Origin of the sequence: Arthrobacter sp. MYb221, assembly GCF_002979835.1 — a bacterium.
Taxonomy (GTDB): domain Bacteria; phylum Actinomycetota; class Actinomycetes; order Actinomycetales; family Micrococcaceae; genus Glutamicibacter.
The window spans coordinates 145,254-167,531 of sequence record NZ_PCPW01000009.1 but is presented as its reverse complement, the minus strand read 5'-3'; the positions used below and the strand labels follow the sequence as shown (position 1 = coordinate 167,531).

The window sequence follows — 22,278 nt, the reverse complement described above, 5'->3', positions numbered from 1 at the left end:
TCGGCCAGCGCGAATTCGTCCTTGCGTTCGGCCAGCCGATGAGCGACGCGCAGCAGGAAGTCACCGCGTTCCGGGGCGGGGAGCTGGGACCAGGTCCCCGTGTCGAAGGCGTGGCGGGCCGCGGCGATCGCGGCCTCGGCGTCCGCGGGCCCGGCCTCGGAGACGAGGGCTACCGGTTCGCCGTTGGCCGGGCAGAAGATCTGCCTGGTCGCGGCCGAGCTGGCCGGGCCAAAGCTGCCGTTAATATAAATCGTCGCGGCATTGAGCAGTAGCTCGTTTTGGTTCTGCGGAAAACTCATGACTCGTCCTTCGTCTTAGTTATCAGGGGAATAGAGGAAGTTTCAAAGTCCGACTCCCAGTCAGACTTTCCGGCTCCCGCCGCGTTGATCTGGCTGGGTCCATCGGATTCGATCTGTGCGTTCAGGAAGGTGAGGTGCGCTTCGTACTGGTCCAGCACATCGCAGATGAGCTGCTCTTTGCTCAGCCCCATCAGGTCGTATCCGTGGCTGCCTTCTTGGGAGAAGACTTCGATGCGGTAATAGATGTCGTCGCCCGCGGAGACTCTCGCGTAGCTCGGTACCGGAAGCTGGACCGGGTACACCTGGTATTTGAAGGGACGTTCCTGCCCGTTGCCGACCACCAGGTCCAGGGAGTCGAGGTTCAGGTTATGCACCGCTTCGGTCTCCAGCTGAACAGCTGCGCCGCGGGCGGTGAACTCCTCACTCACCTCGCGCAGTGCAGGCTCGGCCACCTCAGCGAGGTAACGCTGCACCGCCCGGTGCCCGGGATAATTCATCGCCCGGGACAGGCGCTGCTTCCAGCTGCGCCGTTCGGAGCTGGGACCCATCCGGCTGCTCAGCACCTTGTGCATGGCCCCTTGATAGCTATCGGCCAGCGCAGATTCAACCCGCAGCGATTTAAACAGTCCCAGCATGATGAAGAGCAGCACGAAGGAGAAGGGAAGACCCATGATGACGGTCGCGCCTTGCAGGGTGGGCACGCCATCGACGAAGAGCATGCCCAAGGTCAGCAGGCCCGTGGCCAGCGACCAGAACAGGCGCACCGGCTTCGAACCGTCCGATTGCGCATCCTTCAGATGCGAGGTGAAGTTCGCCATCACCAGGGCACCGGAGTCGGCGCTGGTGACGTAGAACAGCAGGCCGGTGAAGGTGGCGATCGCCGCGGTGATGGGGGTACCCGGGTACTGCTCGAGCAGCGAATAGAAGGCCCGCTCGGGGGTGTTCATGGCGACCTCGCCGAAGGCCTCATTTCCGCCGCGCACCAGCGCCAGCGCGCTGTTGCCGAAGATCGAGATCCACAACAGGATGAAGGCGAAAGGAACTACCAGAACGCCGGTGACAAACTGGCGAATGGTTCGCCCACGCGAAATGCGGGCGAGGAACAGTCCGACGAAGGGCGCCCAGGCAATCCACCACGCCCAGAAGAAGAGCGTCCAGCCATTGAGCCACTCATCGGGCCGGTCATAGGCGAAGGTATCCAGCGCCATGCCCGGGAAGTTCGCGAGGCTGTCGCCGATGTTGATGATGATGCCGTCGAAGAGGTAGGCGGTACCGCCGACGATCAGCACAAAGAGCATCAGCGCAATGCACAGCAACACGTTGAGTTCGGATAGCCGGCGAATGCCTTTTTCCACACCGGTCAGTACCGAGATCGTGGCCATGAAGACGGCCGAGACGATCAGCACGATCTGCCAGCTCATGTTCTCGGGAATTCCGAACATGAAATTCAACCCATAGTTCAGCTGGGCCACGCCAATGCCCAGCGAGGTCGCGATGCCGAAAATCGTACCCAGCATGGCCGCGATATCCACGGAGTGGCCGATCCAGCCATTGATCCGGCGGCCCAGCAGCGGGTAGAGGGCGGAGCGGATCGACAGCGGAAGATTGTGCCGGTAGGCAAAATAGCCCAGCGCCAGTCCGATCAGCGCGTAGAGCCCCCATCCCAGCAATCCGTAGTGGAAGAGCGTCCAGACCACCGCTTGGCGGGCCGCCTCAACGGTTGAACCCTCTCCGGTAGGTGGCGCCAGGTACTGCGTGATCGGTTCGGCCACCGAGAAGAACATCAGGTCGATGCCGATGCCGGCCGCGAAAAGCATCGAAGCCCAGGTGAAAACGTTGAAGGTCGGCCGTGAATGATCCGGCCCCAGCCGGGTCTTGCCGACCTTCGAAATGGCGATGCTGATGACGAAGACGAGCACCGAGACGACGATGAGCGTGTAGTACCAGCCGAAGTTCTTGCCGATCCAGGCGACCGTGGCTCCGATCACCGCGTCGGCAGACTCCCTATCGAGAATGGCCCACAGGGCGATGCCGAGCACCAGCGAGGCCGAACCGAAAAAGACAACTCGATTGATTCGAGTTTCTTTCTGGACCGGTTCGGGCACCTTGGCTTGGTCGTTGGGTTTGCTTGGCGGTTCGGAATCATTCTTAGCCGTTGACATGCGTTCAAACCTACTCAAATTCGTGTCGAAAAGCACCCGAAACCGTGAATCCGAGGCACCGCGAGCATCCGAATTTGTGCCGCCGGGTCTAGTTATACCGGCTTGCTGGCGCGCCTGGCCGCCTTCGCCATCCGCTGCTTCGAGATAGTCCTCACAACCAGCAAAAACGCCCGTGACCTACCCTTTCGAGTCGGCCACGGGCGTCGGAAACTGCGTGCGCTAGAGCACGTCGGTAGCTCCGGAGGCCTTGAGCTTCTCCACCGTCTGCTTGACCTTCTGCGCGTGCTCCTTGGTCGTGACGAGCAAGGCGTCGGCCGTATCCACGACGATCACATCGTCGATTCCGATCAGCGCAACCACCCGGGGGCGATCCCCATAGACTACGCCGGTGGCATTATCCGAATACACCCGAACGTTCTCTCCTAGGGAGATCACCCCGGTGTCCTCGCTGGCCTTGTTCAGCCGACCGATGGCGGCGAAGTCCCCGACGTCATCCCAGTTGAAAACGCCGGGAATCACCGCGACGTCGCCGGCGGCCGCGGCGGGCTCGGCCACCGCGTAGTCGATCGCGATCTTGGGCAGGTCGGTCCAGACCGCGTTCATGACGGCTTCGCGCTCGTCGCTATCCCACGCCTCGGCGATGCGCATCAGGCCGGCATGCAGATCTGGCTCGTTCGACTTGAGGTGCTCGAGCATCAGCCCCACGGGGGCGACGAACATTCCGGCATTCCAGAGGAATCCCCCGCCGGCCAGGTAGCCGCGGGCCGTATCCTCATCCGGCTTCTCCACGAATTCCACGACGGCGCGGGCGGTGGGCGCGTTGGCAACATTCAGCAAATCGCCGGCCTTGATGTAGCCAAAGGCCGTCGAGGCATGAGTCGGATGGATGCCGATCGTCACGATCTTGCCCGTGGCCGCGGTATGGATCGCTTCGCTCAGCGCCTTCTGGAAGATGTCCACCGGGCCAATGACCTGGTCGGCGGCGAAAGAACCCATGATGATATTCGGGTCACGGCGATACAGGATGGCTGCGGCGAGTCCGATCGCGGCCGCCGAATCGCGTGGCTCGGGTTCGAGCACCAGGTTCTCGTCACACAGTTCGGGGAGCTGGTCCATGACCGCGCCGCGGTGGGCACGACCGGTGACGACCATAATCCGCTCACCGGCCAATGGCACCAACCTGTCGTACGTCGCACGGATCAGGGTAGAACCCGAGCCGGTGAGATCGTGCAGGAATTTGGGAGCCGAGGCTCGGGAGAGGGGCCACAGTCGGGTTCCGACGCCACCGGCCGGAATCACGCCATGGAATCGCGCTAAAAGGTCTGCATTCACGAGCACAACACTAATTCATTCGGTGGGCAAACCCGGTCATTGAAGCTCTCGGGCGATCAATAAATACGAAACGTGTCTATGCGTTATTACGCGCGTATTTCCGGCCTTCTGGCGCATATTTGCCACTATTCGGTGAACATACTCACAAGGGCGAGACTCAAGATAGAACCGAGGCTCATATGTGGTTTAGACTCGCACAAGGAACGCTCGCACAAGTGCGTCAAATCTCATTGTGTGCAATATACACATGCGCCGTTGCGAGCCTTGGAGGTTTAGTTCAGTGTCGAAGACTTCGTCAGGCACCCTATACCGCGGCCGTGAAGGCATGTGGTCCTGGGTGGGACACCGGGTCACCGGTGTCGTTATTTTCCTTTTTCTTTTAGTGCACGTGCTTGATACCGCACTTGTACGCGTCGATGCCAGTGCATACGACGCAGTGATTGCCACGTACAAAAACCCCCTGATGGCACTCGGTGAAACCGCTTTGGTCGCCGCCATCCTCTTCCACGCATTCAATGGACTGCGTCTGATCTTGGTTGACTTCTGGAAGCAGGGCACCAAGTACCAGCGCCAGCTGTTGTGGGGCGTCATCGGCGTTTGGGTCGTTGTATTCGCCGGCTTCGCAATCCGCCACCTCTCGCTTGCATTCGGAGGACACTAAACCATGAGCGCAGAAATTGCTGCCCCCCGTAGCCAGCGTATAGACCCGAAGTATGTTCGCGGACCAAAGTCCCGCAGCAGCTTCGAGATGCTCGCATGGCTGTTCATGCGCCTATCCGGCGTAGTACTGGTCGTTCTGATCTTCGGTCACCTGATCGCCAACCTGCTGACCGGCACGGGCATCAACGCCCTGTCCTTCGGCTTCGTTGCCGGCAAGTGGGCCTCACCAATCTGGCAGTTCTGGGATTTGGCGCTGCTTTGGTTGGCGATGCTGCACGGCACCAACGGTGTGCGTACCATCATCAACGACTACGCCGAGAAGCACGCAACCCGTGCCTGGCTCAAGGGCGTCCTCTATGTGTCGACGATCTTCATCATCGTGCTTGGCTCCCTGGTGATCTTCACCTTCGATCCTTGCGTTGTGAACAGCCCGTTGCCACAGTGCTAAAACCCCTTTTTTAGCCACACAGATTTTTCAGAAAAGAGAGCATCAAGAATGCAGGTACACAAGTACGACGTAGTCATCGTCGGTGCCGGTGGTGCAGGTATGCGTGCCGCGATCGAGTCCGGTCAGCGCGCGCACACCGCAGTGCTTACCAAGCTTTACCCAACCCGTTCGCACACCGGTGCGGCCCAGGGCGGCATGTGCGCAGCACTTGCCAACGTCGAGGAAGACAACTGGGAGTGGCACACCTTCGACACCGTCAAGGGTGGCGACTACCTGGTGGACCAGGACGCAGCGGAGGTCATGGCGAAGGAAGCCATCGACGCCGTGCTCGACCTGGAAAAAATGGGTCTTCCGTTCAACCGCACCCCGGATGGCAAGATCGATCAGCGCCGCTTCGGCGGCCACACTCGTGACCACGGCAAGGCCGCCGTGCGTCGCGCCTGCTACGCAGCTGACCGCACCGGTCACATGATTCTGCAGACCCTGTACCAAAACTGCGTCAAGCACAACGTTGAGTTCTACAACGAGTACTACGTGCTGGATATGCTCATGGTTGAGGAGGATGCCTACCGCGAGGACGGCACCGCCTACAAGCAGAAGCGCGTTGCCGGCGTCGTTTCCTACGATCTGGCTACCGGCGAGCTGCACATCTTCCAGGCCAAGTCGGTTGTCTTCGCAACCGGCGGCGCGGGCAAGGTCTTCAAGACCACCTCGAACGCACACACCCTGACCGGCGACGGCATGGGCATCGCCTTCCGCAAGGGCATCCCGCTGGAAGACATGGAATTCGTGCAGTTCCACCCGACCGGCCTGGCCGGCTTGGGCATCCTGCTTTCCGAAGCGGCCCGTGGCGAAGGCGCGATCCTGCGCAACTCCGAGGGTGAGCGCTTCATGGAGCGTTATGCTCCGACCATTAAGGACCTCGCTCCGCGTGACATCGTCGCACGTTCGATGGCCAATGAGGTGCGTGAAGGCCGCGGCTGCGGCCCGAACAAGGACTACGTGCTGCTCGACCTGACCCACCTGGAACCGGCGCATATCGATGCGAAGCTTCCAGACATCACCGAGTTCGCCCGCACCTACCTGGGCGTTGAGCCGTACACCGAGCCAGTTCCGGTCTTCCCGACCGCGCACTACGTGATGGGCGGCGTGCCAACCAACATCGAGGCCGAGGTCCTGCAGGACAACGACACCGTGATCCCGGGCCTCTTCGCCGCCGGCGAAGTTGCTTGCGTTTCGGTCCACGGCTCGAACCGTCTGGGCACCAACTCGCTGCTGGACATCAACGTGTTCGGCAAGCGCGCTGGCCTCTCCGCGGCCAAGTACGCGGCCACCGCGGACTTCGTGGAACTTCCGGAAGATCCAGAGAAGTTCACCAGCTCCCAGATCGACTCCATGCTGAACTCCACCGGCACCGAGCGCGTTTCGGTACTGCGCAAGGAACTTCAGGACATCATGGATGCGAACGTCCAGGTGTTCCGCGACAAGGATTCGCTGGATCGTGCACTGGTAGTCATCGAGGAACTGCGCGAGCGCTACAAGAATGTTTCGGTCCAGGACAAGGGCAAGCGTTTCAACCTTGACCTGCTTGAGGCCATCGAGCTCGGCTTCCTGCTGGACATGGCAGAGGTCATGACCGCTGCAGCCATGCACCGCAAGGAATCACGCGGCGGACACTACCGCGAAGATTACCCGAACCGCGACGACGAGAACTTCATGAAGCACTCGATGTCGTACCGCGACGCAACGGCTACCACCGAGGGCATTTCCGGCATTCGCATGGAAACCAAGCCCGTAATCTTCACCCGTTACCAGCCGATGGAGCGTAAGTACTAATGAGCACGGAACTTCCGGAACCAGCATCAAAGATTGAACTCAAGCCAGGTGTCGGCGGCGGCGGAGAGATCCCTACCTTCGACATCACCTTGCGTGTTCGCCGGTACACCCCGGAGAGCACCGCTGACGCTTACTGGGAAGACTTCAAGCTGACCATGTACGGCACGGACCGCGTGCTGGACGCCCTGCACAAGATCAAGTGGGAGCACGACGGTTCGCTGTCCTTCCGCCGCTCTTGCGCCCACGGCGTCTGCGGTTCCGATGCGATGCGCATCAACGGCCGCAACCGCCTGGCCTGCAAGTCCCTGCTCAAGGATCTGGACACCTCCAAGCCGATCACCGTTGAAGCCATCAAGGGCCTGCCCCTTGAAAAGGATCTCATCGTTGACATGGAACCGTTCTTCCAGTCCTACCGCGAGGTCATGCCGTTCCTGATCAACGAAGGCCATGAGCCTTCCGGCGAGCGTTACCAGTCGGCAGAAGACCACGCCAAGTTCGAGGACACTACCAAGTGCATTCTTTGCGCCGCGTGCACCTCGTCTTGCCCGGTCTTCTGGACCGACGGCCAGTACTTCGGCCCGGCAGCCATCGTCAACGCGCACCGCTTCATCTTCGACTCGCGCGATGATGCAGGCGACATGCGTCTGGAGATCCTGAACGACAAGGAAGGCGTGTGGCGTTGCCGCACCACCTTCAACTGCTCCGAAGCTTGCCCACGTGGCATCCAGGTGACCAAGGCTATCGCCGAGGTCAAGCAGGCGATCCTGTCGCGCACCATCTAAGGATTCTTCCTTAACCCGCCAAGGGGCTCGAACCATCCGGTTCGGGCCCCTTCGCGTTAACTGCTGGCAACCAGCAGAGGAATTCCCGCCAGCGTATTTTGACCGATTCTGATTTGTGGCATGATGAGCAACAAGGGAGCTGGCGGCGACGCCAGCAGCCCTAAAAATTTCACAGACTTCCACGCACGCCACCCGTCCGTGGTTGAGGCCCATGCACAGGGCGTCCGCGTCGCAGCTGCCCGCGGAGCGCACGGGGTAAACCCGTTCCTGGCAAATATGTAATTTCCACGCAAAGGAGAAACAATGGCTGAGAACAAGAACGTGAACCCCTCTGGTTCGACCACCCAGGCTGGCATTCCGACGGTCAGCGATCGCAACTCGCTCACCGTAGGCGCCGACGGGCCGATCGTCCTGCACGACCACCACCTAGTCGAAACCCTGCAGCATTTCAACCGGATGAACGTTCCGGAACGCCGCCCGCACGCCAAGGGCTCCGGCGCTTTCGGCGAATTCGAAACCACCGAAGACGTTTCGCAGTACACCAAGGCGGCCCTGTTCCAGCCCGGCGTCAAAACCGAAACCCTGATGCGCTTCTCCACCGTCGCTGGCGAGCTCGGCTCCCCGGACACCTGGCGCGATGTGCGCGGCTTCTCGATGAAGTTCTACACCACCGAAGGCAACTTCGATCTGGTCGGCAACAACACCCCGGTATTCTTCGTGCGCGACCCGATGAAGTTCCCGCACTTCATCCGCTCGCAGAAGCGCCTGCCCGACTCTGGGCTGCGCGACGGCACCATGCAGTGGGACTTCTGGACGCAGAACCCCGAATCAGCCCACCAGGTCACCTACATCATGGGCCAGCGCGGCCTGCCGAAGACCTGGCGCGAAATGAACGGCTACGGATCGCACACCTACATGTGGGTCAACGCCAATGGCGAGAAGTTCTGGGTGAAGTACCACTTCCTGAACCAGCAGTCCGAGAAGTTCGAAACCATGGGCGGGGAGAGGGCCGAATCGCTGGCCGGCTCCGATGCCGAATTCCACCGCCGCGACCTGTTCGAGAACATCAAGGCCGGCAACTTCCCGAAGTGGGACCTGTACATCCAGGTCATGCCGTACGACGAGGCCAAGACCTACCGCTACAACCCATTCGATCTGACCAAGGTCTGGTCGAAGAAGGACTACCCGCGCATCAAGGTCGGCACGATGACGTTGAACCGCAACCCGGAGAACTTCTTCGCGCAGATCGAACAGGCGGCCTTCTCCCCGGGCAATATGGTTCCCGGCATGGGCATGAGCCCGGACAAGATGCTGCTGGGCCGCAACTTCGCCTACGCGGATGCCCAGCGCTACCGCATCGGCACCAACTTCCAGCAGCTGCCGGTGAACAAGCCGAAATGCCCGGTCACCTCGTACAACTTCGAGGGAAGCATGACCTACGAGCACACCTCGGATCGCAGCGTCTACGCCCCGAACTCCTTCGGCGACAGCTACAGCGACCAGACCGGTCCGGCGGAGAACTCCTTCGAGTCCGATGGCGAGCTGGTCCGCTCGGCCTACACCCTGCGTGAGGACGATGGCGACTTCGTCCAGCCAGGCATCCTGGTGCGCGAGGTGATGGACGACGCCCAGCGCGCCGAACTCGTGGAAACCGTCACCGGCGCGCTGGGCGGAGTGATCGAACCGGTGCTCACCAACGCCATCGAATACTGGAAGAATATCGACCCGGACGTCGGGGCCAAGATCGAAGCCAACGTGCGCGCCCGGTAGGCATTGCGCGGCGCTCTTCCGGGTGCAGGAGAGTGAGCTGAAACAGGTTGGTCCCCGCGAACATTCGCGGGGACCAACCTGTTTTTTTGCTTAACCGTTAGCGTGCTGTAGCTCCCGTTAGCGATTCTGACTGATTTTCGGGTTCATCGCACTTATGCGGATCGGGTTCCGATTCCAGGACTGCTTCCGTTTCATGCTCCGGGGAGACTTGCTCCCGGTTTGTGCCCGTTGCTCCAAGGGCGGGAACGTCTTCCCCGTTGAAAACCCGGCGGACCCGGTCGATATCCAGGGATTTGTCCCACCAGGCGATGAACAACGTAGCCACCGCATTGCCGCAGAAGTTCACCAGAGCACGGCACTCGGACATGAATTTGTCGATGCCGAAGATCAGCATAATGCCCGCTGCCGGAATGGTGCCCAATGTGCTCAGCGTTGCCGTCAGTGCGATGAATCCACCGCCGGCCACGCCTGCCGCGCCCTTCGAGGTCAGCAGCATCACCGCAAGCATTCCAATCTGCTGACCGACGGTAAGGTCCGTGTTGGTGGCCTGGGCTATATACACGGCAGCCAGCGACAGGTAGATCGCCGCCCCATCGAGGTTGAAGCTGTAGCCGGTAGGGACCACCAGGCCCACGGTTTCCTTCTTCACTCCTGCATGTTCCAGCTTCTTCATCAGCCCCGGAAGAGCCGGTTCGGCCGTTGAGGTACCCAGGATCAGCAGCAGTTCTTCGCGGAAGTGCTTAAACATCTTGAAAATGTTCAGTCCCAAGAAGGCCATGATTCCGCCAAGGAAGAAGACGACGAAGACGATAGAAGTGCCATAGAAGAGCAGGATCAGCCAGCCCAAGCTTGAGAGCGTTTCCACCCCGTATTTGCCCACGGCGAAGGCCATGGCGCCAAAGGCGCCCAGCGGGGCTGCTTTCATGATGAAGTTCAACACCTTGAAGATGACCGTTGTCAGACGCTGAACCATCTCCAGCACCGGGGCACCTATTTTACCGACCGCGTTGATCGCGATACCGAACACCACAGCCATGAAAATGATCTGCAGGATGTCGCCCTCGACGAATGGCGAAGCGACGGATCCCGGGATGATATGGGTGAGGAATTCCCACCACTGCTGGTTCTCGCCCTTGTCTATGAGTTCGGCCGCCTGGCCGGTGGTTTCGATCTTGCTCGCATCGGCGTTCACACCGTCACCCAAGCGGAAGATGTTGATCGCTACTAGTCCCAGGAGCATTGCGCAGATGGTGCCGATCTGGAAGTAGCCTAATGCCTTGAGCCCCGTGGCTCCGACCTTCTTCAGGTCGGCAACGCTGGCGATGCCGCCAACAATGGTCAAAAAGACGATGGGACCGATGAGCATTTTCATCGCTTCGACAAATGTCGTACCGATCGGTTGCATGGCTTGACCGGTCTTCGGCGCGAGCCAGCCCAGAATGATGCCGGCGACGATGGCGATCAGCACCCAGAAGTACAATTGCCGGTACCAGCGCTTGCGTACGGGAGGGTTGCTTTCGCTGTGCATGGTATTGCCCATGATTCCTACCTCAGTGTTGGAATAAGTCTTACTCCGTGGATCTCAGGCGTGCTTAGGAGCGAGACTAGAAAATATGTGGGGGGGGTCGAAGACTAAGTCGCTCCGTGGGCGGAGTGCGGACTCTCGGGTCGGGTCGAGCACCCGACCCGAGAGCGCCGTGGTGCAGCTTAGACGGCTGCCAGGGTGCTGCTCAGCGCGTGGACGATGGCTTCGGTGACTGCTTCCGTGTCGGCGTTGCCGCCGATGTCCCGGGTCAGGTTTCCGGAGCCGGTGGCGACCTCGATGGCCGCCTCCACTCGGCGCGCCTCCTGCTCAAGGCCAAAGTGCTCGAGCATCAGCGCGGCGCTGGCGATCGCACCAATCGGATTGCAGATCCCCTGGCCAGCGATATCCGGAGCGGTGCCGTGGACCGGTTCGAACATCGAGGGGAAACGGCGTTCCGGATTCAGGTTCGCGCTGGCCGCCAGGCCCAGGCTGCCGGCGAGAGCCGATCCGAGATCCGAAAGGATGTCCGCATTGAGATTTGAGGCCACGACCACCGAGAGTTCTTCCGGATTCAGGATGAACTTCGCGCTCATCGCGTCGACGAGCACGCTTTCAGTGCGCACCTCCGGGTAATCCAGGGCCACCCGGTTGAAGACCTCGTCCCAGAGCACCATGCCGTACTGCTGGGCATTCGATTTGGTGACTGAGGAGACCTTCTTCACCGTGCGAGTGCGAGCCAGATCGAAGGCGAAGCGGATGATGCGTTCGCAGCCCTTCTCGCTGAACAACGCGGTCTGCAACGCGATTTCGTTGCCCGGTCCACGGCCCGATAGGTTGCGCCCGCCCAGTCCCGCGTACTCGCCCTCGCTATTCTCGCGCACGACGATCCAATCAAGTTCGGTGTCGTCGGCCTTGCGCAGCGGCGAGGTGACACCGGGCAGGAACTTCACTGGTCGGATGTTGGCCCACTGGTCGAAGTTCTGCGTGATGTTCAGGCGCAGACCCCACAGGCTGACATGGTCGGGGACGTTTTCCCAACCGACGGCACCGAAATAGATCGAGTCGAAGTCCTTCAACGTTTCCAGTCCGTTCGGATCCATCATGACCCCGTGCTGGGCGTAGTATTCACAGCCCCAAGGAAATTCGGTCCAGTCGAAGGCGAATTTGCCCGAGGATTGCTCGGCGATGGTGTCAAGCACGCGGCGCCCCGCCGCAACAACTTCCTTGCCGACGCCGTCGGCCGGGATTGAAGCGATCTTGAATACCTTGGTCTGGCTCATAGCGTTCTCCTCTGGAGTGAAAGTGTTCCGCGTCACATGCGAACTTAGTTTCAATTAGACCGGCTCCGCTGAATTGCGTCCAAGACTGAAATTGCATATTCCGAATAGGAAAAACCTATGAGTGGTGGCCAAGACTCGACGCGGCATACGCTTCGGCGACGCTCAGAAACGCCCGGGCTGCCGGCGTCAGGTTCGACTGCCTGCTGATAATCGCCACATGCAATTCGGCCACAGGCTCCAGCCGCGTCACGCGAAGTCCCGAACGGCGCGCCAGCGGCGCCCACGAGACGGGGAGGATCGCGTGCCCCACGCCGGCCAACACCAGCGGAAGTATCGAGGTGCGATGTGCAACCTCCGCCACGATCTCAATGTTGACGCCACCGGCGAGAAGGTCGTCAACCAGGGCGCGCATCAGTGAGCCCCGCTGCGAGATGATGACGCGTTCCCCACCGAGATCCTGGCCACTGAGCACCTCGCGTGCCCCAAAATTATCGGCCGTCGGATTGATGATCAGCATCAGCGGCTGGCGTTCGAGTTGCACCACGTCGACCCCGGGGGCGGTGATGGGCCGATCCGCGCCAAGCAGTCCTATTTCATTGCTGCCGTTACGCACCGAGGAAACCACATCGTCGACGGTAAACGCCGCGGCGGTGCTCACGGAGATCTGCGGATAGCGTTCGGTGTAGCCGGCTATCAGCGTGGTCAGCGGTTCGATTGCGGGCGAGGGCATGGCGATCAGCTCCAGGCGCCCGCGGCGCACCCCCTTCAACGCTGACATGGCCGAATGCGCGGCATCCAGGTCCCGGACCACCAGTCGCGCGGGTCCCACAAGCTCCTTGCCGGCCTCGCTGAGCACGGCCCTGCGCCCGACCCTGTGGAATAGCGGCAGCCCGATTTCCCGTTCAAGGCTTTTGATAGTTTGCGACAGCGATGGTTGTGCGATCAGCAAATGCTCGGCCGCCCGATTGAACCCCTCATGGTCGACCACCGCTAGAAAATACCTCAGCTGCCGAACATCCATGTCTCTCCTCCGCCGCGTTGCCCTGGCCATCACCGTGGCCCACTGACTATTATGTGATGCACCCCACGGGTCGCGTCACATCGTGAGTCAGTATGTGTAGCGCTGTTGGGGTTCCGTGCAGCTGGCCGGACAGAGAAAAACCCCGTGGAACATTTTTGTTCCACGGGGTTTTTGCTTTCCGTTCGGTTAACGCTAGCATCGCAGCGCGAGTTCCTCGCTGAGATTCCACGCCCCGCCGCGGGTGTCGAACAGCTGCAAAGTCCGCACCTCGAAGCTCAGCTCCACCTCGCGCAGCTGTTCCTGCGCGGCATCCAGGTCCGCACTGGGCACGTTCTGCGCGATCGTCAGGTGCGGGTGGTACTCGAATTGCGATTCGTGGCGCAACTGGTCGGCCAGCAGCTGCCGATGCAGCTCCCAGCACCGCTCGGCCCCCGCCGCCAGCGGCAGGTAGACCACCTCGCTGGCCGGGCGGAACGAGCCGACCGAGGCGAGCCGCACCTCAAAGCACGCACTGCCTTGGGCAACTCGGCGCACCTGCCTGGCCGCCTGCTCCCAGGAATCGCCGTAGGACCCGGAGATCAAGGTGATATGCGGGGCGATCGGCTCGGTCGCCGCTCCCCCATAAACCCGCCGCCATTCGCGCAGCACGCTGCGCTGTGGTTCGGGCACGGGAATGACAACCCCCAGCGTGAAGCGGGGCTCGAGCATTCCGGCCTGCGGCTCGATCACGGTTAGCTGTGGCTTCCCAGCGGCGGCAGGAAGCCGACCTTCTCGTAGACGTCGGTTATCGTCGCCGAGGCCACCGTGCGCGCCTTGGCGGCCCCGGCCAGCAGCAGCCGGTCCAGTTCCGCCGGGTCATCGAGCAACGCCAGGGTGCGCTCGCGGATCGGGGTGAGCCGTTCCACCACGGCCTCGGCCACGGCCACCTTCAGGTGCCCGTACATCTTCCCCTCGAATTCGGCGACCAGCTCGGTCACCTGGCGCCCGGTCATCGCCGCCAGAATGTCCAGCAGGTTCGAGACCCCGGGCTGCTCCTGCCGGTCGTAGGCGACGACGCTGCCGGCATCGGTGACCGCGGACTTGATCCGCTTGGCGATCAGCTTCGGCTCGTCGAGCACGTTGATCAGCCCGGCCGGGGACTCTGCGGACTTGGACATCTTGGAGGTCGGGTTCGCCAGGTCGTAGATGCGCGCCCCTTCCTTCGGGATGAAGGCCTCGGGCACCACAAAGGTCTCGCCGAAGCGGTGGTTGAAGCGCTTGGCCAGGTCGCGGGCCAGCTCCACATGCTGGCGCTGGTCATCGCCCACCGGCACGCCTTGGGGCTGGTAGAGCAGGATGTCCGCGGCCATCAGCATCGGGTAGGTGAACAGCCCGACGCTGGACTGGTCGGACCCGCCCTTGGAGCTCTTGTCCTTGAACTGGGTCATCCGGCTCGCCTCGCCGAAACCGGTGAGGCAGTTCAGCACCCAGGCCAGCTGCGCGTGCTCGGGGACCTGGGACTGGACGAACAGCGTGGATTTCTCCAGATCGATGCCGCCGGCGATGTACTGGGCCGCGGTCACCCGGGTGCGCTTGCGCAGCTCGGCCGGGTCCTGCGGCACGGTGATCGCGTGCATATCGGGGATGAAGAAGAACGCCTCGTAGTCGTCCTGGGCCTTGACCCAGTTGACCAGCGCGCCGAGGTAGTTGCCCAGGTGCAGCGAGTCGGCCGAGGGCTGCATGCCCGACAGGACGCGGGGACGGGTGGTGGTGGCGAATGTTTCGCTCATGGGATGAAGTGGTCCTTTAGAACTGGTAGTCGACGACCAGCGGTGCATGGTCGGAGAAGCGCAGATCGTAGGCCGAGGCACGGTCTACGTGGGATTTGATGGCCTTCGCCGCGAGCTGCGGTGTGGCCATCTGGTAATCGATGCGCCAACCAGCATTATTGTCGAAGGCCTGCCCGCGGAAAGACCACCAGGTGTAGGGACCCTGGGCTTCGGGGCCGGCCAGTTCGCGGGCCACGTCCTTGTACCCGATCTCCGCGCCGAAGAACCCGTCGAAGTAGGTGATCTCCTCGTCCATCACGCCGGCGCGCTTATTGTGGTTCGGCTTCCAGTTCTTGATGTCCTTCTCGGTGTGCACGACGTTCAAATCGCCCACCACCAGCACGTGGTCCTTCTCGTTCTTCAGCTCGAGCAGGCGAACGTTCATGCGTTGAAGGAAACGGTACTTGTCCACCTGCTTCTGGGTGTTCAGCTCCCCGGAGTGCACATAGGCGGAGACCACGCACAGCGTGCTGCCGTCTTCCATGGTGAAGTCCGCTTCCACCCAGCGCCCGGATTCGGCGAAGTACTCCTCGCCGATATCCCCGCGCACCGCGGTCGGCTCGGCGCGCGAAAGCACCGCCACCCCGGCGCGGCCCTTGTCCTTGGCTTCGGCATGCAGAATGTGCCAGCCCTCGCCGATCAGCTCGCGCACGATCGCATCCGGCGCGCGCACCTCCTGCAGGCACAGGATGTCCGCGTCGCGGGCGGCAATCCAGTCGGCCATATTGCGCTTGTAGGCCGCGCGAATGCCGTTGACGTTGACCGAGGCGACGCGCACGGCGCCCTGAAGCTTGCTCAAAATTTCCACGCTGGTAGGTATCACAGTTCCACCTTACAAAAAGACAGCGCAACGTTCGGCGTGAACGTTGCGCTGCGCGGTAACAAAATAGTTTAGTTGACGATCTCGCCGTCGATCGCCTCGCCGGAAGGCTTCATCATGTCGCGCGCGTTGGTCGCGGTCATTTGGATGGTTTCCAGGGCGCGGTCGATCATTTCCGCGGAGTTCTCGGCGTTCTGCTCGCGCTGCTCGGCGATCACCCGGGCCTGCACCTGGATGATCTTGAAGGAGTGATCCAGCTTCATATCGCGCTGGCTCGTGCCTTCGTCGACGACGACGGTGGAGCCACCTTGCGCGCGGCCGGTGGCTGCCGCGGTGGCTTCGCGCAGCGAGCTGTTGATCTTATCCGCCCCGCGCTTCAGGCCGAACATCATGAACGCCGCAAGCAGCAGCCAGCCGGCGGAGATCGCGACGATGAACCAGCCGACGACCTCGTTCGAGTTGGCGGCGAACACGACCGCCACCAGGAGGACGACGACCATCACTGCCATGGCCAGAGTCGATGCGTTCAGGGTGACTTTCTTGCCCTGCTTCGCGGTGCTGCCTAGAGGTTCCATAGCTGAAATTATCTCATTTTGGCTCCGCGCTGACCAATTTTCAGGCCCCCGGTTCGCCCACAGCGTGCCTCGGTGGCGCTAGGAATTGAATACGCGACTCATGAAGTCCCCCAGAGACATCCCGTCCAGCGCCGCCCGGATGATCAGAAAGCCGGCGATGCCCACCACCCAACCGAGGGTTTCCTGCGCGTAGCCGCCCAGTTTTCTGCCCACCCGTTGCAGCCAGTTATCCAAGCGGTCTCCGGCCGCCGCGCGGATGGCCACGAAAATGAGGCCCGGGACGATCATCACCACGCAGTAGATCGCCAGCAAGGAGAGCTGCATCGGTTCGGACCAACCACTCTGCTTGAGTATCGCCATGGCGCCGAGGTAGGGAAGCATCGTGGGCAGTTCCAGCAACCCCGCGACCAGCGCCAGCACCGCGATCCCGGACTTGCTATCCAGTGCTCGGGCCAGGAACCCGCGCAGGTTCTTCGGTACTTGCGGCCCGGCAGCCCCCGGCGCAGCTGGGTCCGTTGGCTCCGCGCGCTCTCGGGACGCGCCACCGACGGCCGATTTGCGCAGCGCAGCGGCCTTTTGCGCATCGGTTTTGTAGGTCAACGCCCAGATGATCATGCCCGCCCCGAGCAACAGGCTGAGCAGCCTGATCGTCGGGTGTTGGAAGAAGCCGGCCGGAACCAGTCCCGCACCAAGGTTCCAGCCCGAGCCGATCAGCACGCCAATCACCCAGTAGAACGCCGCGAGCAGCCCCAGATACACAATCACGCGCGGGATGGCTCGCCGGTAGTCGCGCCGCAGCAGCAACCAGATCGGGATGACCAGGGTGCCGATGCTTGTCGCATCGATGAGCGCGAGGATTAGCAGCATCAGGCCCGGGGACTGCATCAAGAAGTTCATGCTTCTCACTGTGCGGCTTCGCTACGTGCTTGAAAATCGGGCAACGGGCCACCTGGCCTCCTACTTTAGGAGGACGCGAGGCGGCCGGAATAACGGGCATGCTTAATGGGTGAGAAGAAAACTAGGGCTGCTGCTGCGCCGCCTGGGCAGCGGGGATCAGGAACCCGAAACCGTAGGCATGTACTTGCTGCTCACCTCCGTGCTGCACTTGGCAAACCTGGTCAATCCCCCGCTGGCGGGTTTTGCTGCGCTGGCCGGATGGTGGTTCCCTGTGCTGGCCCTTGGCACGGCTCCGCTGTTTCTGCGCCGCCGGATGCCCACGCTCTGCGCCTTATGGCTGCTGCTGTTCGCGGCATTGCTGCTGGCGATGGGCAGCATCGGCGGGTATTTCCTGCTCTTCGAATCCGTATTCACCATCTACCTGCTGGCCGGCGCACCGGTGCGGCGCTGGACGCTGATCGTGTTGAGCCTGGTCACGCTCACCGTGGCCGGGTACATCTGGGCGAAGACCGGATCCACCTCCGATGCGGTGCTGGCGATCTTCATCGCCGGGTTTGTCTTCTTCACCCCGATGCTCTGGGCGGAGAACGTGCGTACCGCCAAGGAGCTGGCGCACAGCGAATCGGCGCGGGCCGCCGCGGTAGGTGCCGCCGCGGCGGATCGCGAGGAACTGTTGGTGGCCGAGCATCGGGCGTCGAATATCGAGGAACGCACCGCGCTGGCCCGGGAGATGCACGACGTGCTTTCCGCACGGCTGTCCTCCATCGCGCTGCTCAGCGGCGCACTGCTCGAACGCGAGCCGGTGACCAGCCGGCCTGATCTGCGCGCCCCGCTGGAAAGCATCCGTGCCGAATCGGTAGCCGGGCTGCAGGAGATGACCTCGATGGTGCGGATGCTGCACGCGGGCAGCAGCTCGGCCCTGCGCGCGGACCTTAGCGGGCTGCCCGAACTGGTGCAGTCCTTCCAGCAGGCCGGGCAGCGAATCCGCTATGACACCGGCGTGGATTCGGATCTGGCCCTGGTAGCCGAGCAGACCCAGACGGCGATCTACCGGACGGTGCGCGAGCTGCTGGTCAATCACGCAAAGCATGCGCCGGGCAGCGCGCTGCACCTGGAGCTGCTCCAGGCGCCGGCGGCCCTGGTGGTGCAGTCCAGCAATCCGCTGCGCGACGCGCCCGATTCGGCCGGCGCCCCTAGCGCTGGCGGAGCAGGCAGCGGGCTGAATAATATCCGTGCCCGCGTGCAGGCCCTGGGCGGGCACTGCGAATTTGGCAGCGGCAGCACATTCTGGACGCGGTGCGAATTCCCCACCGTCCCGGAAATCCAGCAAGGGAGCCGCATGAGATGAGCGTCAAAATCTTGATCGTCGACGATCATTCCACGGTGCGCATGGGGATCCGGCTGGTTCTCGAGGCCGACTCGTCCATTGAAGTCCTCGGCGAGGCGGCCGACGGCCGGCAGGCGGTGAGCATGGCGCGGGCGCTGCGCCCCGACGTGGTGCTCATGGATCTGCGCATGCCGATCCTCGATGGGGTCGCGGCGACAGCCGAAATCAGCTCCGCCGGATTGGCCCGCGTGCTCGTGCTGACCACCTTCGACGATGACGCCTACCTCTTCGGTGCGCTGCAGGCCGGCGCGCACGGGTTCCTGTTGAAAAGTTCCACGCCGACGCAAATCCTCGACGGGGTGAAAACGACCGCGCGCGGCTGTTCGGTGCTGGACCCCGAGGTGACTTCCCGCGTCGTGGCGCAGGCGATGGCGGCACTGGACCCGCACCCGGTGCCGCCCCCGCTGCCCGAGGCCCTCACCGACCGGGAATTGGAGGTGCTGGCCGGCCTCGGTGCGGGATTGAGCAACCCGCAGATCGCCGCGCGCTTGGGCATCGGGGAAACGACGGTGAAAACCCACGTATCCCGGGTGATGGGCAAGTTGTCAGTCAGCTCCAGATTGCAGGCGGCAAAGATCGCCTTTGCGCACTGGGGCTAGGCAAAACCCGCGCGGCTTACCAGCTCACCAGGCAGAACGGATGCTGCTGCGGGTCCAAATACACGCGGAAGGTCTTCGAGCCTTCACCGGTGAGCGCGGCACCGAGGGCGAGTACCTGCTGCTCGGCGAGATCCAGATCCTTGACCTTGACATCGAGATGCGCCTGCTGCGGGTGCAGATGCCCCGGCCATTCGGGGGCCACATAGGGGCTGACCGCCTGGAAAGCCAGTCCGGGACGGTCCGGTGCGTCGCCGATGCTCACCCAGTCCGGCTCATCGTCGAGCCGGATCATGCCCAGCAGCTGCTCATAGAATGTGGCCAACGCGCTGGGATCCTCGCAGTCGATGACCATGGCCTGCCATGTGCCAATCATTTCCTTAGCCCTTCGCCTTGAAAAGTCGTGTGTGCTTCGGATGCTTCCCATTATGCCCAGCCGCAGGCCCCGGCGATAGTGCCCGTCGGGGCAAGAATCCACGCTCTGCGGCGGTTCGGCCGTTGGCTTGGTGCGATGGGTTTTTGCCGATTCGGGCTAATTGCCGGCAGAGCTCTGGTTCTCCGGTTGCGCACGCTGCCAGGACTCGTTCATCGCGGTAATGGCAAAGTCGATCAGGGCGAGCACCCGCGCCGAGAGCTGCGCCTTGCGCGGCCAGATCGCCACGACGGCGCTGGGATAATTCGGCGGGTTGAGCCGGCGAATTGCCAGTTTGCGCCCCTCGAGCGATAGCTCGGCATTGTTCGGCCGTGACATCAGCAGCCCGTAGCCCAACCCGCGGCCAACCATCGCGTTGACCAGAATCATCTGCGGCACCGAGGCGGTGATCTTCGGCACCAGCCCGCGCGCCGCAAAAAGCTGCATGGTGTATTCGGTGCTCGGCACCGACTGGTACATGATCAACGGTTCCGTCACGAGATCGCTTAATTCCAGTGGCCGCTCAAGGCGCGCCAGCGGGTGCTCGGGGTGCAGCACCACCTGCATCTCGGTCTCGTAGATGACCTGCTTATTCATCTCTTGCGGCAGCAACAGGTCGTAGACGAAGGCAACGTCGAGGTCCCCGGAGTTCAGCGCCGGGATCAGTTCCTCATGGGTGCCCACGCGCACGCTGACGTCCAGCTCCGGGTGCACCCGGGGAAATCCCTCGAGCAGCGCGGGGACCACATGGGGTGAGAGCGAGGCGAAGCAGCCAAAACGCACCGGACCGCGCAGCTTTCCCTCCTGGTGCGGAAAGGTCGCCTGCAGCTCATCGACCTGGGCAATGATTTTTCGCGCCATCGATGCGAAGTACTCCCCCGAGGCGGTCATCGAAACGCCATGGGCCTTGCGGCGCAGGCACAACGGTTCGCCGGCGATTTTTTCGATTGCGGTAATCGATTGGGACAAGGCCGATTCGGAAATCCTCAGCTCGCTGGCGGCCGAGCCTAGGGTGGCATGTTCGGGCAATTCGGCAATGATTTCCAGATGGCGCAGGGTGAACTTCGGCATACAGTTAAGTCTACCTTCAATAGTTCTGCAGATCTTTGAAGTTTACCTAAGGTTTGTGCGGTGCGACACTGTAGTGACTTACAACTCACGCAGTACTGGTTTTTGGGGCCAGCGCAGCTCAGCGAGGAGCACCATGGGTAACACCGCAAACATCGCAGGACGGAGCGCCAAGTCCAATCAACGGCGCGTCGCTTTTGCCACCATCATCGGCACCACCGTTGAATGGTACGACTTCTTCATCTACGCCACCGCAGCCGGCCTGGTCTTCAGCCAGCTGTTCTTCGAACCGGCCGGCAAGGAAATTGGCCTGCTGATCTCCTTCGCCTCGGTGGGCCTGTCCTTCCTCTTCCGCCCGCTGGGTGCGTTCCTCGCCGGGCACTACGGCGACAAGATCGGCCGCCGGGCGATGCTGGTGCTTACGCTGAGCCTGATGGGCGCCGCGACGATGCTCATCGGCGTGCTGCCAACCTACGAGACCGCAGGCATCCTGGCGCCGATCCTGCTGCTGTCGCTGCGCATCCTGCAGGGCATCTCCGCCGGCGGCGAATGGGGCGGCGCGGTCCTGATGGCCGTCGAGCACGCACCCGATACCCATCGCGGACGTGCTGGTTCCTACCCGCAGATCGGCGTGCCGCTGGGCATGCTGCTCGCCTCGGGCACCATGGCGCTGATGACCGGCGTCATCTCCCCGGGCGAAGAATTCGTGCAGTGGGGTTGGCGCGTGCCGTTCCTGGCCTCCATCGTGCTGATCGCCGTGGGCTACTTCGTGCGCCGCGCGGTCGACGAGTCCCCGGTCTTCGAAGAGATCGCCGAGCAGAAGGCGCAGACCAAGGTGCCGATCCTCGAGCTGTTCCGCAAGCACTGGCGTCTGGTTGTCGTCGCGGCACTGGTTTTCGCGGGCAACAACGCGGCCGGCTACATGACCACCGGCGGCTTTTTCCAGTCCTACACCACCGACCCGGATGGGCCAATCGGTCTGGAACGCACCGACGTGCTCATCGCGGTGGTCTTCGGGGCCGCAATCTGGCTGATCATGACCCTGGTCTCTGGACTGCTGGCCGACGTGCTGGGCCGCGTGCGCACCTACCAGGTAGGCTTCGTGATTCTGGGACTGTCGATGTTCCCGGTCTTCGCGCTGGTCAACACCGGGTCGCTGGGCCTGCTCTACCTGGCCTTCGGCATCTTCGGCATCGGGCTGGGGCTGACCTACGGCGCCCAGTCGGCGCTGTACTCCGAAATGTTCCCCGCTTCGGTCCGCTTCTCCGGCGTGTCGATCTCCTACGCGATCGGCGCGATCGTCGGTGGCGCTTTCGCCCCGACCATCGCCCAGGCGCTGGTGCAAGCGACCGGCGGGACGAACGCGGTGGCCACCTACCTGCTGATCGTGGTGGCGATCTCGCTGATCGCAGTCTCGATGATCCGCGATCGGAAAGGCATCGACCTGTCCTTCCGCAATCAGGCCGAACAGGAAGTCGGCGCGCTGGTCTTCGACAAGCGCGTGGCAGAACCTGCCAAGGATCTGAGCAACCGCTAAACGGCACCTGTCATACAGCAATGCCCCGGCAAGAAACCAAATGGGTTTCCTGCCGGGGCATTG

General features: G+C 62.3%; 22 protein-coding genes. 9 read left to right on the top strand and 13 right to left on the bottom strand.

The window, feature by feature from the left end:
* From CQ015_RS12600 to CQ015_RS12590, 3 genes are all read right to left on the bottom strand, one after another.
* Window positions 1-299, bottom strand: a 299-nt coding sequence (locus CQ015_RS12600) for an aldehyde dehydrogenase family protein (RefSeq protein WP_146114057.1), incomplete at its 3' end; no start/stop codon positions are given.
* Window positions 296-2,461: a choline BCCT transporter BetT gene (gene betT / locus CQ015_RS12595; RefSeq protein WP_105554136.1), complete on the bottom strand. Its 2,166-nt coding sequence runs from the start codon at window positions 2,459-2,461 to the stop codon at window positions 296-298. The genes CQ015_RS12600 and betT, both read right to left, overlap by 4 nt.
* 219 nt (window positions 2,462-2,680) lie before the next feature.
* A complete protein-coding gene (locus tag CQ015_RS12590) occupies window positions 2,681-3,793 on the bottom strand; it encodes a mannose-1-phosphate guanylyltransferase (protein WP_105650244.1) in 1,113 nt (370 codons plus the stop codon).
* A 247-nt stretch (window positions 3,794-4,040) separates the two neighbouring features.
* Between CQ015_RS12590 and sdhC the strand changes: the two genes are divergently transcribed.
* The 6 genes from sdhC to CQ015_RS12565 all read left to right on the top strand — a co-directional run bounded on the left by sdhC (window position 4,041) and on the right by CQ015_RS12565 (window position 9,289).
* Window positions 4,041-4,454 carry a succinate dehydrogenase, cytochrome b556 subunit gene (gene sdhC / locus CQ015_RS12585; RefSeq protein WP_170947871.1) on the top strand — a complete coding sequence of 138 codons (414 nt, stop codon included), beginning with the start codon at window positions 4,041-4,043 and terminating at the stop codon, window positions 4,452-4,454.
* Between the two features lie 3 nt (window positions 4,455-4,457).
* On the top strand, window positions 4,458-4,901 hold the full coding sequence (locus CQ015_RS12580) for a succinate dehydrogenase hydrophobic membrane anchor subunit (RefSeq protein WP_096288996.1): 444 nt from the start codon (window positions 4,458-4,460) through the stop codon (window positions 4,899-4,901).
* A 48-nt stretch (window positions 4,902-4,949) separates the two neighbouring features.
* Complete coding sequence (gene sdhA, locus CQ015_RS12575; protein ID WP_105554137.1) at window positions 4,950-6,737, top strand: succinate dehydrogenase flavoprotein subunit; 1,788 nt, start codon at window positions 4,950-4,952, stop codon at window positions 6,735-6,737.
* The gene (locus tag CQ015_RS12570) at window positions 6,737-7,519 is read left to right on the top strand and encodes a succinate dehydrogenase iron-sulfur subunit (protein WP_096289000.1); all 783 of its coding nucleotides are present in this window, start codon (window positions 6,737-6,739) and stop codon (window positions 7,517-7,519) included. Before sdhA ends, CQ015_RS12570 begins: the two co-directional genes overlap by 1 nt.
* A 120-nt stretch (window positions 7,520-7,639) precedes the next feature.
* The gene (locus CQ015_RS19015; protein WP_176484302.1) at window positions 7,640-7,801 is read left to right on the top strand and encodes a hypothetical protein; all 162 of its coding nucleotides are present in this window, start codon (window positions 7,640-7,642) and stop codon (window positions 7,799-7,801) included.
* A gap of 21 nt (window positions 7,802-7,822) precedes the next feature.
* Window positions 7,823-9,289, top strand: a complete 1,467-nt coding sequence (locus tag CQ015_RS12565; RefSeq protein WP_105650237.1) for a catalase — start codon at window positions 7,823-7,825, stop codon at window positions 9,287-9,289.
* A 97-nt stretch (window positions 9,290-9,386) separates the two neighbouring features.
* On the opposite strand, the gene dctA is transcribed toward CQ015_RS12565, so the two are convergent.
* The 8 genes from dctA to CQ015_RS12525 all read right to left on the bottom strand — a co-directional run bounded on the left by dctA (window position 9,387) and on the right by CQ015_RS12525 (window position 17,215).
* On the bottom strand, window positions 9,387-10,829 hold the full coding sequence (gene dctA / locus CQ015_RS12560; RefSeq protein ID WP_096289004.1) for a C4-dicarboxylate transporter DctA: 1,443 nt from the start codon (window positions 10,827-10,829) through the stop codon (window positions 9,387-9,389).
* A 167-nt stretch (window positions 10,830-10,996) separates the two neighbouring features.
* Window positions 10,997-12,094: a tartrate dehydrogenase gene (locus tag CQ015_RS12555; RefSeq protein WP_096289006.1), complete on the bottom strand. Its 1,098-nt coding sequence runs from the start codon at window positions 12,092-12,094 to the stop codon at window positions 10,997-10,999.
* 115 nt (window positions 12,095-12,209) lie between these two features.
* On the bottom strand, window positions 12,210-13,115 hold the full coding sequence (locus CQ015_RS12550) for a LysR family transcriptional regulator (protein ID WP_096289008.1): 906 nt from the start codon (window positions 13,113-13,115) through the stop codon (window positions 12,210-12,212).
* A 192-nt stretch (window positions 13,116-13,307) separates the two neighbouring features.
* Window positions 13,308-13,784, bottom strand: coding sequence for a 2'-5' RNA ligase family protein (locus tag CQ015_RS12545; RefSeq protein ID WP_181150414.1), 477 nt, complete (start codon window positions 13,782-13,784; stop codon window positions 13,308-13,310).
* 62 nt (window positions 13,785-13,846) lie between these two features.
* A complete protein-coding gene (gene trpS / locus CQ015_RS12540) occupies window positions 13,847-14,884 on the bottom strand; it encodes a tryptophan--tRNA ligase (RefSeq protein WP_181150413.1) in 1,038 nt (345 codons plus the stop codon).
* A gap of 16 nt (window positions 14,885-14,900) precedes the next feature.
* Complete coding sequence (locus tag CQ015_RS12535; RefSeq protein ID WP_181150412.1) at window positions 14,901-15,746, bottom strand: exodeoxyribonuclease III; 846 nt, start codon at window positions 15,744-15,746, stop codon at window positions 14,901-14,903.
* A gap of 68 nt (window positions 15,747-15,814) precedes the next feature.
* Window positions 15,815-16,318 (bottom strand): hypothetical protein, encoded by a 504-nt coding sequence (locus tag CQ015_RS12530; protein WP_105554139.1) that lies wholly within the window; start codon window positions 16,316-16,318, stop codon window positions 15,815-15,817.
* A 78-nt stretch (window positions 16,319-16,396) separates the two neighbouring features.
* On the bottom strand, window positions 16,397-17,215 hold the full coding sequence (locus CQ015_RS12525) for a GAP family protein (protein WP_105650234.1): 819 nt from the start codon (window positions 17,213-17,215) through the stop codon (window positions 16,397-16,399).
* Window positions 17,216-17,324: 109 nt separating this feature from the next.
* On the opposite strand from CQ015_RS12525, the gene CQ015_RS12520 reads away from it, so the two are divergent.
* Window positions 17,325-18,563: a sensor histidine kinase gene (locus tag CQ015_RS12520; protein ID WP_146114055.1), complete on the top strand. Its 1,239-nt coding sequence runs from the start codon at window positions 17,325-17,327 to the stop codon at window positions 18,561-18,563.
* A complete protein-coding gene (locus CQ015_RS12515; protein ID WP_105554142.1) occupies window positions 18,560-19,201 on the top strand; it encodes a response regulator transcription factor in 642 nt (213 codons plus the stop codon). Before CQ015_RS12520 ends, CQ015_RS12515 begins: the two co-directional genes overlap by 4 nt.
* 16 nt (window positions 19,202-19,217) lie before the next feature.
* On the opposite strand, the gene CQ015_RS12510 is transcribed toward CQ015_RS12515, so the two are convergent.
* Together CQ015_RS12510 and CQ015_RS12505 are read right to left on the bottom strand one after the other, a co-directional pair.
* Entirely contained in the window at window positions 19,218-19,574 is a 357-nt protein-coding gene (locus CQ015_RS12510) for a VOC family protein (RefSeq protein ID WP_096289022.1), read from the bottom strand.
* A gap of 156 nt (window positions 19,575-19,730) precedes the next feature.
* Window positions 19,731-20,681: a LysR substrate-binding domain-containing protein gene (locus CQ015_RS12505; RefSeq protein ID WP_105570069.1), complete on the bottom strand. Its 951-nt coding sequence runs from the start codon at window positions 20,679-20,681 to the stop codon at window positions 19,731-19,733.
* A gap of 133 nt (window positions 20,682-20,814) precedes the next feature.
* Between CQ015_RS12505 and CQ015_RS12500 the strand changes: the two genes are divergently transcribed.
* On the top strand, window positions 20,815-22,215 hold the full coding sequence (locus CQ015_RS12500; protein ID WP_105650233.1) for an MFS transporter: 1,401 nt from the start codon (window positions 20,815-20,817) through the stop codon (window positions 22,213-22,215).
* The last annotated feature ends 63 nt before the right edge of the window (window positions 22,216-22,278 follow it).